Origin of the sequence: Nocardioides sp. QY071, assembly GCF_029961765.1 — a bacterium.
Classification (GTDB): domain Bacteria; phylum Actinomycetota; class Actinomycetes; order Propionibacteriales; family Nocardioidaceae; genus Nocardioides.
The window spans coordinates 2200116-2212599 of sequence record NZ_CP124681.1; the positions used below are offsets into that span (position 1 = coordinate 2200116).

The 12484-nt window shown below is 70.9% G+C and carries 9 protein-coding genes; 8 read left to right on the forward strand and 1 reads right to left on the reverse strand.

Annotated features, from left to right (window positions below):
- The first annotated feature begins 93 nt into the window (after positions 1–93).
- The 8 genes from QI633_RS10545 (at position 94) to QI633_RS10580 (ending at position 11843) form a co-directional block, all read left to right on the forward strand.
- Positions 94–1563, forward strand: a complete 1470-nt coding sequence (locus QI633_RS10545) for an aldehyde dehydrogenase family protein (protein ID WP_282428922.1) — start codon at positions 94–96, stop codon at positions 1561–1563.
- A 16-nt stretch (positions 1564–1579) separates the two neighbouring features.
- Complete coding sequence (gene betA, locus QI633_RS10550) at positions 1580–3304, forward strand: choline dehydrogenase (RefSeq protein ID WP_282428923.1); 1725 nt, start codon at positions 1580–1582, stop codon at positions 3302–3304.
- Positions 3301–4374: a glycine betaine/L-proline ABC transporter ATP-binding protein gene (locus tag QI633_RS10555; RefSeq protein ID WP_141799220.1), complete on the forward strand. Its 1074-nt coding sequence runs from the start codon at positions 3301–3303 to the stop codon at positions 4372–4374. The genes betA and QI633_RS10555 overlap by 4 nt, the downstream gene beginning before the upstream one ends.
- Entirely contained in the window at positions 4371–6380 is a 2010-nt protein-coding gene (locus tag QI633_RS10560) for an ABC transporter permease subunit (RefSeq protein ID WP_282428924.1), read from the forward strand. The genes QI633_RS10555 and QI633_RS10560 overlap by 4 nt, the downstream gene beginning before the upstream one ends.
- A gap of 45 nt (positions 6381–6425) precedes the next feature.
- A complete protein-coding gene (locus tag QI633_RS10565; RefSeq protein WP_260806060.1) occupies positions 6426–7412 on the forward strand; it encodes an ABC transporter substrate-binding protein in 987 nt (328 codons plus the stop codon).
- Positions 7413–7549: 137 nt separating this feature from the next.
- On the forward strand, positions 7550–10084 hold the full coding sequence (locus QI633_RS10570; RefSeq protein ID WP_282428925.1) for an FAD-dependent oxidoreductase: 2535 nt from the start codon (positions 7550–7552) through the stop codon (positions 10082–10084).
- Positions 10081–10857 (forward strand): hypothetical protein, encoded by a 777-nt coding sequence (locus QI633_RS10575; protein ID WP_282428926.1) that lies wholly within the window; start codon positions 10081–10083, stop codon positions 10855–10857. The genes QI633_RS10570 and QI633_RS10575 overlap by 4 nt, the downstream gene beginning before the upstream one ends.
- On the forward strand, positions 10854–11843 hold the full coding sequence (locus QI633_RS10580) for an electron transfer flavoprotein subunit alpha/FixB family protein (protein ID WP_282428927.1): 990 nt from the start codon (positions 10854–10856) through the stop codon (positions 11841–11843). Before QI633_RS10575 ends, QI633_RS10580 begins: the two co-directional genes overlap by 4 nt.
- Here QI633_RS10580 and QI633_RS10585 read toward each other — a convergent pair.
- Positions 11840–12481: a TetR family transcriptional regulator gene (locus QI633_RS10585; protein ID WP_141799216.1), complete on the reverse strand. Its 642-nt coding sequence runs from the start codon at positions 12479–12481 to the stop codon at positions 11840–11842. The genes QI633_RS10580 and QI633_RS10585 overlap by 4 nt on opposite strands.
- Positions 12482–12484: the final 3 nt, after the last annotated feature.

Consider the following 12484-nt stretch of genomic DNA (forward strand, 5'->3'; position numbering starts at 1 on the left):
ACGCGGGCGCGGGATCGCAGCATTCTCAGAGCGTTGCGCAACGAGAAGTGTTGTGCGTCATACGCAACACCTGTCCTGGAAGGAGGTGGCGCGGTGCCGGATCTCTTCGTCGACGGGGAGTGGCGCGCTCCCGCCGCCGGTGGCCGCCGGGCCATCCACTGTCCCGCGGACGGCACCCTGGTGGCCGAGGTCGACGAGGCGAGCGCCGAGGACACCCGCGACGCCATCGGCGCGGCCCACCGGGCATTCCACGCCGGTCCGTGGCCCGGTACGCCGGCCCGCGAGCGGGGCGACCTGCTGCTGCGGGTCGCCGACCTGCTCGTCCGCGACAAGGCCGAGCTGGCGCGGATGGAGTCGCTCGACACCGGCAAGCGCCTGGTCGAGTCGGAGTACGACATCGACGACATCGTCGGCGTCTTCCGCCACTACGGGCGGATCGCCGCCGAGGACGCCGGTCGCGTCGTCGACACCGGGAACCCGGACGTCGTCAGCCGGATCGTCCACGAGCCCGTCGGCGTGTGCGGCCTGATCGCGCCCTGGAACTACCCGCTGCTGCAGGTCGCCTGGAAGGTCGCGCCCTGCCTCGCCGCCGGCAACACCTTCGTGCTCAAGCCCAGCGAGCTGACCCCGCACACCGCGATCCACCTGATGCGACTGCTCACCGAGGCCGGACTGCCGGCCGGCGTCGGCAACCTGGTCCTCGGCGCCGGCCCCGACGCCGGGGCCCCGCTGGCCGAGGACCCGCGCGTCGACCTCGTGTCCTTCACCGGCGGTCTGGCCACCGGCCGGCGGCTGATGGCGGCCGCGGCCGGCACCGTGAAGAAGGTCGCGCTCGAGCTGGGCGGCAAGAACCCCAACATCGTCTTCGCCGACGCCGATCTCGCGGTCGCCCTCGACTTCGCGCTCACCGCGGTCTTCCTGCACTCCGGACAGGTGTGCTCGGCCGGTGCCCGGCTGCTCGTCGAGGCGTCCGTCCACGACTCCTTCGTCGACGCCCTGGTCGAGCGGGCCGGCCGGATCCGGCTGGGCGGCCCCTTCGACGACAAGGCCGAGACCGGGCCGCTGACCAGTGCCGCCCACCGCGACAAGGTCGAGGCGTACGTCGCCGCCGGGCTCGCCGAGGGAGCGGTACTGCGCTGTGGTGGCCAGCGACCCGACGACCCCGAGCTGGCCGATGGGTACTACTACCTGCCCACCGTGCTCGACGGCTGCCGCAGCGACATGTCCGTCACCCAGGACGAGTCCTTCGGCCCGGTGCTGACGGTCGAGACGTTCACCGACGAGGACGAGGCCGTCCGGATCGCCAACGACAGCATCTACGGCCTGGCCGGCGCGGTGTGGACCCAGGACGCGGGCAAGGGCCAGCGCGTCGCGGGCCGGCTGCGGATGGGCACGGTGTGGATCAACGACTACCACCCGTACGTCCCGCAGGCCGAGTGGGGCGGCTTCAAGCAGTCCGGCACCGGGCGCGAGCTCGGGCTGGCCGGACTCGAGGAGTACCGCGAGACCAAGCACGTGTGGCACAACATCCGACCGGCCGAGCAGCGCTGGTTCGCCGGATAGACGGGACGGGACCGAGATGGGTGCGGAGCGGTACGACTACGTGATCGTGGGCGGAGGCTCTGCGGGGTGCGCCCTGGCCAACCGGCTCTCCGCCGACCCCGGTACCAGCGTGCTGGTGCTGGAGGCCGGACGCTCCGACTACCGGATCGACCCGTTCATCCACATGCCGGCCGCGCTGCCGATCCCGATCGGCAACCGGCTCTACGACTGGCGCTACGAGACCGACCCCGAGCCGTACATGGGCGGGCGTCGGGTCTTCCACGCCCGTGGCAAGGTCCTCGGTGGTTCGAGCAGCATCAACGGGATGATCTTCCAGCGGGGCAACCCGATGGACTACGAGCGCTGGGCGCGCGACCCGGGCATGGAGAGCTGGGACTACCTGCACTGCCTGCCCTACTTCAAGCGGATGGAGACGCGCTACCTCGTCGACGGCAGTGTGGGGGCCGACGACTGGCGCGGGGGCGACGGCCCGCTCCGGCTGGAGCAGGGCCCGGCCCGCAACCCGCTCTTCGCCGCGTTCTTCGAGGCCGCGCAGCAGGCGGGCTACCCGCTGACCGACGACGTCAACGGCTACCGCCAGGAGGGCTTCGCCCGCTTCGACCGCAACGTCTACCGCGGCCGCCGCTGGTCGGCGGCCCGCGCCTACCTGCACCCCGTCAAGGGCCGCGCGAACCTCACGGTCAAGACCTACGCCTTCGCCACCAAGGTCAACTTCGAAGGCAGGCGGGCGGTCGGCGTGGACTACTCGCAGGCCCGGCGCGCCCACACCGTGCGCGCCGGCGAGGTCATCCTGTGCGGCGGCGCGATCAACACCCCGCAGCTGCTCCAGCTCTCGGGGGTCGGCGACGAGAGCCTGCTGCGCCGGCACGGCATCCCCGTCGTGCACCACCTGCCCGGGGTGGGGGAGAACCTCCAGGACCATCTCGAGGTCTACATCCAGTACGCCTCGAAGCAGCCGGTGTCGATCGCGCCCGGGCTGCGACTGCGCGAGCGCCCCCGGATCGGCTACCAGTGGCTCTTCCACCGCAGCGGGCTCGGCGCGACCAACCACTTCGAGGGCGGCGGCTTCTGCCGCAGCAACGACGAGGTGGACTACCCGAACCTGATGTTCCACTTCCTGCCCATCGCGATCCGGTACGACGGCTCGGCACCCGAGAACCTCGAGAAGGGCGCGCACGGCTATCAGGTCCACATCGGCCCGATGTACGCCGACACCCGCGGCTGGGTCCGGATCCGGAGCAAGGACCCACGGGTGCACCCGAGCCTGCAGTTCAACTACCTCTCGACGCCGACCGACCGCAAGGAGTGGGTGGAGGCGGTGCGGGTGGCCCGCGACATCCTCAACCAGCCGGCCTTCGCGCCGTACAACGACGGCGAGCTGTCGCCCGGCCCGTCGGTGGAGACCGACGACGAGATCCTGGACTGGGTCCGGGCCGACGCCGAGACGGCCCTGCACCCCTCGTGCACGGCGAAGATGGGCGTCGACGAGACCTCCGTGGTCGCCCCGACCTCGATGCGGGTGCACGGCACCGAGGGCCTGCGGGTCGTCGACGCATCGGTCTTCCCGTACGTCACCAACGGCAACATCTACGCGCCGGTGATGATGGTCGCCGAGAAGGCCGCCGACCTGATCGCGGGCAACACGCCGCTGCCGGCCCTCGACGTGCCGTACTACCGCTACCGCGACGACATGCCTCTCCATCCACCCGGCGACAGCCGCAACCGTGAGGAGCACAGATGAGCGTGGCGACCGAGAAGGACGTCGTACCGGTGACGTCCGCCGAGAGCGCGCTGGCGGTGCGCAACCTGTGGAAGATCTTCGGCCCCCGCGCCGACCGGATCATCGGTACGCCGGACGCGGAGCTCTCGCGCGCCGAGCTGAAGGCCAAGACGGGCTGCGTCGCCGGCGTGAAGGACGTGTCGTTCGAGGTGGCGCCCGGCGAGGTCTTCGTCGTGATGGGGCTCTCGGGATCGGGGAAGTCGACCCTGGTCCGCTGCCTGACCCGGTTGATCGAGCCGACCGCGGGCTCGGTGGTGATCGACGGGATCGACGTCACGACCGCCTCCGACGCCCAGCTGCGCGACCTGCGCCGCAACCGGGTCTCGATGGTCTTCCAGCACTTCGGGCTGCTGCCGCACCGCCAGGTCATCGACAACATCGCCTACGGGCTCGAGATCCGCGGCATGAAGAAGAAGGAGCGCCGGGCCAAGGCCGAGGAGGTCGTCTCGCTCGTCGGGCTCGACGGGTTCTCGCACTCCTATCCCGACCAGCTCTCCGGCGGCATGCAGCAGCGCGTCGGTCTGGCCCGCGCGCTCGCGGGCGACCCGAGCATCCTGCTGTTCGACGAGCCGTTCTCGGCGCTCGACCCGCTGATCCGCCGCGACATGCAGAACGAGGTGATCCGTCTCCACCGCGACCTGCGCAAGACGATGGTCTTCATCACCCACGACCTGCAGGAGGCGCTCAAGCTCGGCGACCGGATCCTGATCATGCGCGACGGCGAGATCGTGCAGGTCGGCGCACCCGACGAGGTCGTGGGCGCGCCGGTCGACGACTACGTGCGCGACTTCGTCTCCGAGGTGCCCCGCTCCCACGTGCTCACCCTGAAGTGGGTGATGCGCGAGCCGCGGCCCGAGGACTCGATGGACGGACCGGTGATGTCCTGCGACACCATCGTGCGGCAGGCCGCCAAGGCAGCGCTGGCCTCCGAGCACCCGGTCCGCGTGGTCGACGGTGACCGCGTGATCGGGATCGTGGACGACGACGCGATCCTGCGGGTCGTGGTCGCGGAGGAACAGGCCGAGTCGTGACCGCCACCCTGACCCCGCCCGCCTCCGCGCCGCCGACACCCGGCCCGCGCGGCGCTCGCCGCGCGTTCGACGGCATCCCACGGTGGGCCTGGGCGCTCGGCGTCGTGGTGCTCTGGGTGCTGGTGTGGGCGCTGACCAAGGGCACTCACACCCTCGCCCTGGCCGGCCGCGAGCACACCGACGTGCAGACCTCGCTCGGCGGCTTCCGCGACGACGTCCTCGCCGGTCGCGACGACAACCCGGTCATCCAGCTCACCTACGACCTCGGCGCCTGGTTCACCTCGGTGGTCGACTGGTTCCAGCGGATGCTGTCCATCCCGGACTTCCCGCGCCCGGTGCCGCAGGTCGGCTGGCTGGGGGTCACGGCCGTCGCGGCCTGGGTGGGCCTCGCGATCGCGGGCTGGCGGATCGCCGTACTGGTGGCGCTCTCGTTCGTCTCCTTCGGCGCGTTCGGCTACTGGTCCGACGCCGTCGACCTGCTGATCGTCACCTTCGTCGCGGTCGGGGTCTCGGTACTGATCGGAATGCCGCTCGCGGTCCTGGTCGGCACGGGCAACCGCGCCGTCAACGCGGTGACCAACACGGTGCTGGACGTCTTCCAGACGATGCCGACCTTCGTCTACCTGCTGCCGATCGTGCTCTTCTTCGGCATCGGCGCCGCGGGTGCGGTCGTGTGCACCCTGGTGTACGCGCTGCCGCCGATCATCCGGATCGCCGGCCACGGCATCCGCAACGTGTCGACGACGACGATCGAGGCGACCGACTCCGCCGGCCAGACCTGGTGGCAGCGGCTGACCAAGGTGCAGCTGCCGATGGCCCGCAAGACCATCGTCGTGGGCCTCAACCAGACGATCATGGCCGCACTGTCGATGGCCACCATCGCGTCGTACGTCGACGGCCCGGGTCTGGGCCGCCCGGTGCTGGACGCACTGGTCAAGAACGACGTCGGCGGCGCCTTCGTCCCCGGCGCCCTGATCGTGGTCATGGCGGTGATGCTCGACCGCTCGACGACCGCGGCCAGCGAGTACTCCGAGACCGCGGCCCGCGGCGGAGTGGACCTGCGGCGGCGCCGGCTGCTCCTGGCCGGGGCGGCGGTCCCGGTGGTGGTCGCGCTCTACCTCTCGCGCACCTACCCGTGGGCGGCCCAGTTCCAGGACCCCGGGTGGACGCCGAAGGTCGCCGACGGCGTCGACAGCTTCTTCACCTGGTTCACCGACACCTTCCGGGGCTTTACGCAGGGCTTCAAGGACCTGGTGAGCGCCGCGCTCCTCGACCCGCTCCAGTCGCTGCTCGCCGAGTCGCCGTGGTGGCTGGCGGCGGGCGCGCTCCTGGCGCTCGCCGTGGTCGTCGGCGGCGTCCGGGCCCTCGTGCCGACCGTGGTCTGCATCGGCGGCCTGCTCTACTTCGGCCTCTGGCACGACGCGATGGTGACCCTCAACATGACCCTGGTCGGCACCGTCCTGGTGATGCTGCTGGCCGTGGTCCTCGGCGTCGCGATGGCGCGCAGCCGGGCCGTCGACCTGGTGCTCCGCCCGACCCTCGACGCCGGCCAGACCATCCCGCCGTTCGTCTACCTGATCCCGGTGCTGGCCCTGTTCGGCTCGACCCGGTTCACCGCCATCGTCGCGGGCGTCGTCTATGCGGCGCCGGTCGCGATCAAGCTCGTCGCCGACGGGGTGCGCGCGGTGTCGCCGTCGACGATCGAGGCGGGCCGGTCCACCGGCTCGACCCGCTGGCAGGAGATCGTCAAGGTCCAGCTCCCGATGGCGCGCCCGTCGCTGGTGCTCGCCGCCAACCAGGGCCTGCTCTACGTGCTGGCCATGGCCGTCATCGGCGGCCTGGTCGGCGCCGGCGCGCTGGGGTACGACGTCGTGCTCGGGTTCGCGAGGTCGGAGGAGTGGGGCAAGGGAGCGGCAGCCGGCATCAGCATCGTCCTGCTCGGGATCATGGTCGACCGGATCGCCCGGTCGGCCGCGCACCGCTCCGGCGCCCCGGCCGCCCGGTAGCGCCACAGCCTGCAACACGACCGACACGACAACCAAGGAGAAAGAGTGCGACACATCAGTTGGAGGGCGACCGGCCTCACCTCGGTTGCGGCGTCCGTGGCGATGCTGCTCGCCGCCTGCGGCGGCGGCACGATCGACGAGCAGACCAAGGCCAACGAGTCCAAGGCCGGCAGTGCCGGCGACTGCGGCGATCTCAACATCGCGGTCAACCCGTGGGTCGGCGACGAGGCCAGCAGCTACGTGGTGGGCCGGGTGGCGAGCCAGCAGCTCGGCTGCAAGGTCAACTACAAGGAGCTCAAGGAGGACGTGTCCTGGCAGGGCTTCGGCACCGGCGACGTCGACGTCGTGATCGAGGACTGGGGCCACCCCGACCTGGAGAAGAAGTTCTTCGCCGAACAGGGCGACGGCAGTGCCATGGACCTCGGCCCGAACGGCAACGTCGGCATCATCGGCTGGTACGTCCCGCCGTGGCTCGCCAAGGAGCACCCCGACATCCTGGACTGGAAGAACCTCAACAAGTACGCCAAGCAGTTCGCCACATCCGAGTCGGGAGGAAAGGGCCAGTTCCTAGGGGCCGACCCGTCCTATGTCCAGTTCGACGAGGCGATCATCAGCAACCTCAACCTGGACTTCAAGGTGGTCTTCTCCGGCAGCGAGGCGGCCAGCATCACCGCCTTCCAGCAGGCCGAGAAGAACAAGGAGTTCCTGATCGGCTACTTCTACGAGCCCCAGTGGCTCTTCGCCGACGTCCCGCTCGAGAAGGTGACGCTGCCGCCGTACGAGGACGGCTGCCAGGCCGACCCGGCCAAGGTCGCCTGCGACTACCCGGAGACCGAGCTGAAGAAGATCGTCTCCACCTCCTGGCAGAAGGAGGGCGGCCCGGGCGTCGGGCTGGTCACCAACTTCACGTGGACCAACGACGACCAGAACCAGGTCGCCAAGTACATCGCCGAGGACGACATGAAGCCCGAGGAGGCCGCGGACAAGTGGATCGCGGACAACCAGGACAAGGTCGACGCCTGGCTCCAGTGACCCGCTAGACGTCGAGCAACACCTGCGCCCGGCTGGGCATTGACACCCGGCCGGGCGCGGGTGATTCTAGATCTGTCTCGCATAGCGCATTGCGTTGCACAATACGCAACACTCGGCTTACTCTCCTAGGAGTCCCCATGGCCACCGTTCCCACCTCGGCCGGCGTCGTCGTGATCGGCGCGGGCATCGTCGGCAACAGCCTGGTGCACCACCTCGCGCGCCTGGGTTGGCGCGACATCGTGCAGATCGACAAGGGGGCGCTGCCCAACCCGGGCGGCTCCACCGGGCACGCGTCGAACTTCATCTTCCCCGTCGACCACTCCCGCGAGATCACCGACCTGACCCTCGACTCGGTGCGGCAGTACCAGGAGATGGGCGTCTTCACGCAGTCCGGCGGCTTCGAGATCGCCCGCACCGAAGAGCGGATGGAGGAGCTGCGAAGGCGCATGTCGAGCGCGAAGGCCTGGGGGATCGAGGCGGAGCTGGTGAGCCCTGCGTTCGTGAAGGAGAAGGTGCCCTTCATCGAGACCGACCAGTTCATCGGCGCCTTCTGGACGCCGAGCGTCGGCGTGGTCGACTCGCTGCGCGCCGGCACCATCATGCGCGAGGCCGCCCTCGCGACCGGTGAGCTGACCGTCGTGCCCACCGTCGAGGTCATCGGCATGGACACCGAGGAGGGCCCCGACGGTCACCGCCGGATCACCCGGGTGCGCACCGACGGCGGGGACATCGAGACCACCCACGTGGTCATCGCCGCCGGCGTGTGGAGCCCCAAGCTGGGCGACATGGCCGGCATCAGCATCCCGCTCACCCCGGCCGTGCACCAGATGATCAGCGTCGGCCCCTGCCCGCAGCTGGCCGAGCGCGAGGGGGAGATCTCCTTCCCGATCATCCGCGACATGGACACCTTCTGCTACGAGCGCCAGCACGGCGCCGACATGGAGGTCGGCTCGTACGCCCACCGCGCGATCCTGCACGAGCCCGAGGACATCCCCTCGATCGAGCAGGCCAAGCTGTCGCCGACCGAGCTGCCCTTCACCTCCGAGGACTTCGACCCGCAGCTCGAGCAGGCCTACGAGCTGATGCCCGAGCTGCTCGGCGCCGAGGGTGCCGAGATGCGCTACGCGATCAACGGCCTGCTGTCGCTGACCTGCGACGGTGCGCCGATCCTGGGGGAGAGCCAGGTCAAGGGCCTGTGGACCGCTGCCGCGGTCTGGATCAAGGAGGGCCCCGGGGTCGGACGTGCGGTCGCCGAGTGGATGACCCGGGGCTGGTCCGAGATCGACGTCCACCACAGCGACATCGCCCGCTTCCACGCCCACCAGATGCGCCGCGAGCACACCCGGCTGCGCACGACCGAGTCGTTCATCAAGACCTACGGCATCGTGCACCCGGCCGAGCAGTACGAGTCGGACCGCGAGCAGCGGCTCGCTCCGATGCACGACGCCCAGGTGAAGCTCGGCGCCTTCTTCTTCGAGACCGCCGGCTGGGAGCGCCCGCACTGGTACGAGTCGAACGCCCCGCTCCTGGAGGTGTACGGCGACGCGGTGATGCCGCGCGAGCACGAGTGGGACGCGCGCTGGTGGAGCCCGATCATCAATGCCGAGCACCTGCGCATGCGCGAGGCTGCCGGTGTGGTGGACCTGTCCGCGTTCGCGGTCTTCGACATCACCGGGCCCGGTGCGCTCGACACCGTGCAGCGCACCTGTGTCGCCCAGTGCGACGTCGCCGTGGGCAAGGTGATCTACACGCCCGTCCTCAACGCCAACGGCGGCTTCCTCTCCGACCTCACCGTGATGCGGTTGGGCGAGGACCACTTCCGGGTCGTGACCGGCGGTGCGCACGGCATGGCCGACCGCAAGACGTTCAGCGACCAGATCACCGATCCCGCCACCACCCTGGTCGACGTCACCGACCAGGTCTCCACGATCGGGCTGTGGGGGCCGAGGGCGCGCGACATCCTCGCGTCGCTGACCTCCGACGACGTCTCCGACGAGGGCTTCGGGTTCTTGACCTGTCGCGAGATCACCGTCGCCGGTGTCGCCGTGCTCGCCTCGCGGATCTCGTACGTCGGCGAGCTGGGCTGGGAGCTCTACGTCGCCATGGACGACGCGGCCCGGCTGTGGGACGCGTTGCTCGAGGCGGGGCAGCCGCACGGCGCCGTACCCGTCGGGATCGGCGTCTACGGCACGACCGGCCGCATCGAGAAGGGCTACCGCGCCTACGGCTACGAGCTCGACTCGGAGCGGAGCATCGTCGAGGCCGGGATGCAGCGGCCGAAGGTGAAGGCCGCCGACTTCGTCGGCAAGGAGGCCTATCTCGCGCAGCGTGAGGCTCTGTCGACCACGGGCCCGGCGGCGGTTCTGTGCACGATGACCGTCGACGACCACGCCTCGGCCTCGGGCGTGAAGCGCTACATGCTCGGCGGCGAGCCGATCCTGACCCGCGACGGCGGCACGCTCACCGACGGGCACGGGCACCACCCCTACGTCACCAGCGCGGGCTCCGCGCCGTCGCTCGGCAAGCACGTGCTGCTGGCCTACCTCCCGCCGGACCAGGCGGTCCTCGGCAACCAGCTCGCGGTGTCCTACATGGAGGAGCTGTACCCGGTCACCGTGGCCTCGGTCGACGCCACCGCGCTCCTCGACCCGCAGAACGAGCGCATCCGATGAGCCTCGACGTCCTGGTCTGCGTCAAGCGGGTCGTGGACTCCACCGGCGAGGTGGTGCTGACCGAGGACGGGCAGTCGGCTGACGGGCGGTACGCCGGGTTCACGCTGAGCAACCACGAGGAGTGCGCCATCGAGCTGGCGGTGCAGACCGCCACCGCTGCCGGTGGCAGCGCGTCCGTGCTCACCCTGGGCGAGCCCGAGGCGGTCGACCAGCTGCGCTCCGCGCTCGCGGTCGGGTGTACCGCGGCGACCCACATCGGGGCCGATCCCGGCGCCTTCGGCCCGGCCGACGTGGCCCGCGAGATCGCTGCGGTGATCCGTGACCACGAGGGCTCCGGGCGGCCGCACGACCTGGTGCTGCTCGGCAACGACGCGGCCGACACCGGCGACTTCCAGGTCGGGATCCGGCTCGCCCACGAGCTCGGGCGTCCGGTGGTCAACGGGGCGGCCACGATCGCCGTCGAGGACGGCCACGTCGTGGCCGGGGTCAAGGGCCCCGAGGGCAGGGAGACCTACCGCGTGCCGCTGCCCGCGGTGGTCACCGTGCTCGAGGGCGGCGTGGAGCCGCGCTATCCCACCGTTCCGGGGCGGATGAAGGCCAAGAAGGTCGAGATCGAGCAGCGCACGCCCAGCACCGAGCCGGCCGGCCCGAACCGCCGCCGGCTCCGGCTGCCGCCCCCGCAGCCGAGCGAGGTCCAGGTGCTGGGCAAGGGCGCCGACGCGGCCGCGGCGGTGGTCGACCTGTTCGAGCAGCTGGGCGTGGTGGCGCGATGATCCTCGTGCTGGTCGAGACCGATGCCACGGGTGCCGTCGAGGTGTCCCGCGAGACGCTGACCTTCGCTCGCGACCTGTCCGCGGCGGGGGGCGGCGTACCGATCGACGCGGTCGTCGTCGGTGCCCTGCCGTGCCCGGTGGCGGACCTCGCCGCCCAGCTGGCGTCGTACGGCGTGCGCGACGTGCACCACGCCACGGGCGACGCGTTCGGCGCCTACGGCGGAGCCGCCTGGGCGAGTGCGGTGCAGTCGGTCCGCGCGAGTGTCGGGTCCGTGGTCGTGACCGCCGCCGGCACACCGCGCGGCATGGAGGTGCTGGCCCACCTGGCCGCCCGCCTCGACGTGACGATGGCCGCCAACGTGGTGGCCTTCGACGGCCTGGCGCCGTTCACGGTGACCCGGCAGGTGGTCGGCGGCGCCGCGCTCGAGGACATGGTCCTGGGCGAGCGGCCGGCGATCTTCACCGTCGCCGGGCACGCCGTGGAGGCGACGACCGCCGCGACGCCGGGGGAGGGACGCGTCGTCACGACCGCCCCTGAGGTCGCCGCCGCCGACCTGGTGGCACGCGTGGTGTCCGCGGAGCCCGCACAGGAGGACCTCTCCGGCGGCCTGAAGTCGGCCCGGGTGGTCGTCGGTGCCGGTCGCGGAGCGGGCAGCGCCGACGGCTTCGGCGACCTGCTCGAGCTGGTCGACCTCCTCGACGGCGCCCTGGGCGTCTCGCGCGTGGTCACCAGCCTCGGCTGGCGGCCCCACCACGAGCAGGTCGGCCAGACCGGGAGCCGCATCTCGCCGGACCTGTACGTCGCCTGCGGCATCTCGGGCGCGATCCAGCACTGGGCGGGCTGCGCGAGCGCGAAGACGATCCTGGCCATCAACACCGACCCGGACGCGCCGATGGTCGCCAAGGCCCACTACGCCGTCATCGGCGACCTGCACGAAGTGGTTCCGGCGATCAACGAGGAGATCCGTCGGCGCCGGCCTGCCTAGATTTTCTTTGCGGTGGCCGGCAGGTCAGGGCGGGCCGGAGTGACCCGCACTCCGGTGGCGGCCAGCGCATAGCTCGCCAGCTGCTGCTCGGCCCGCTCGAGGGTCAGCGACGAGTTGTGGGCCAGCAGGTGCAGGCCGAAGGCGTCCTCGAGGGCCACGAAGTTGCGGGCGATCGCGTCGGCGTCGTCGGCCAGCGTGAACACGCCCGTGGCCCGTCCGACCTCGAGCACCGCTGTGTAGAGAGACACCTCGCGGTCGAACAGGAGCGTCATCAGTGTGGCGTGCATCGGGCTGCGGCTGGCGCTGACCGAGATCTCGTCGAGCACCTGGCTGAGCAGCAGGTCCTCGCCGCGGGGAAGCCCTGAGTACATGAGCCGGGCCAGCTTCTCGACCGGCGACAGCTCGCCCGCCACCACCTGCTGCCGCGACCAGTAGTAGCGGTCGGTCGCGGCCTGGTGGGCAGCCTCGACGAGCCCGTCGAGCTCGGGGTAGTAGTACGCGACCAGGCGCGGCGAGATGCCGGCCTCCTCGGCGATGTTCTTCATCGTCACGCCGCTGAGGCCGTGGCGGGCGATCACGGTCAGGGTCGCCGAGATGAGGTGCTCGCGGCGCGCGGCCTGGTCCTTGCGTCGTGCCATGGC

Excerpts from the sequence above, each read along its gene's own strand:
- betA (WP_282428923.1), top strand. The coding sequence starts at position 1,580 with ATGGGTGCGGAGCGGTACGACTACGTGATCGTGGGCGGAGGCTCTGCG.
- QI633_RS10555 (WP_141799220.1), top strand. The coding sequence starts at position 3,301 with ATGAGCGTGGCGACCGAGAAGGACGTCGTACCGGTGACGTCCGCCGAG.
- QI633_RS10570 (WP_282428925.1), top strand. The coding sequence starts at position 7,550 with ATGGCCACCGTTCCCACCTCGGCCGGCGTCGTCGTGATCGGCGCGGGC.
- QI633_RS10575 (WP_282428926.1), top strand. The coding sequence starts at position 10,081 with ATGAGCCTCGACGTCCTGGTCTGCGTCAAGCGGGTCGTGGACTCCACC.
- QI633_RS10580 (WP_282428927.1), top strand. The coding sequence starts at position 10,854 with ATGATCCTCGTGCTGGTCGAGACCGATGCCACGGGTGCCGTCGAGGTG.
- QI633_RS10585 (WP_141799216.1), bottom strand. The coding sequence starts at position 12,481 with ATGGCACGACGCAAGGACCAGGCCGCGCGCCGCGAGCACCTCATCTCG.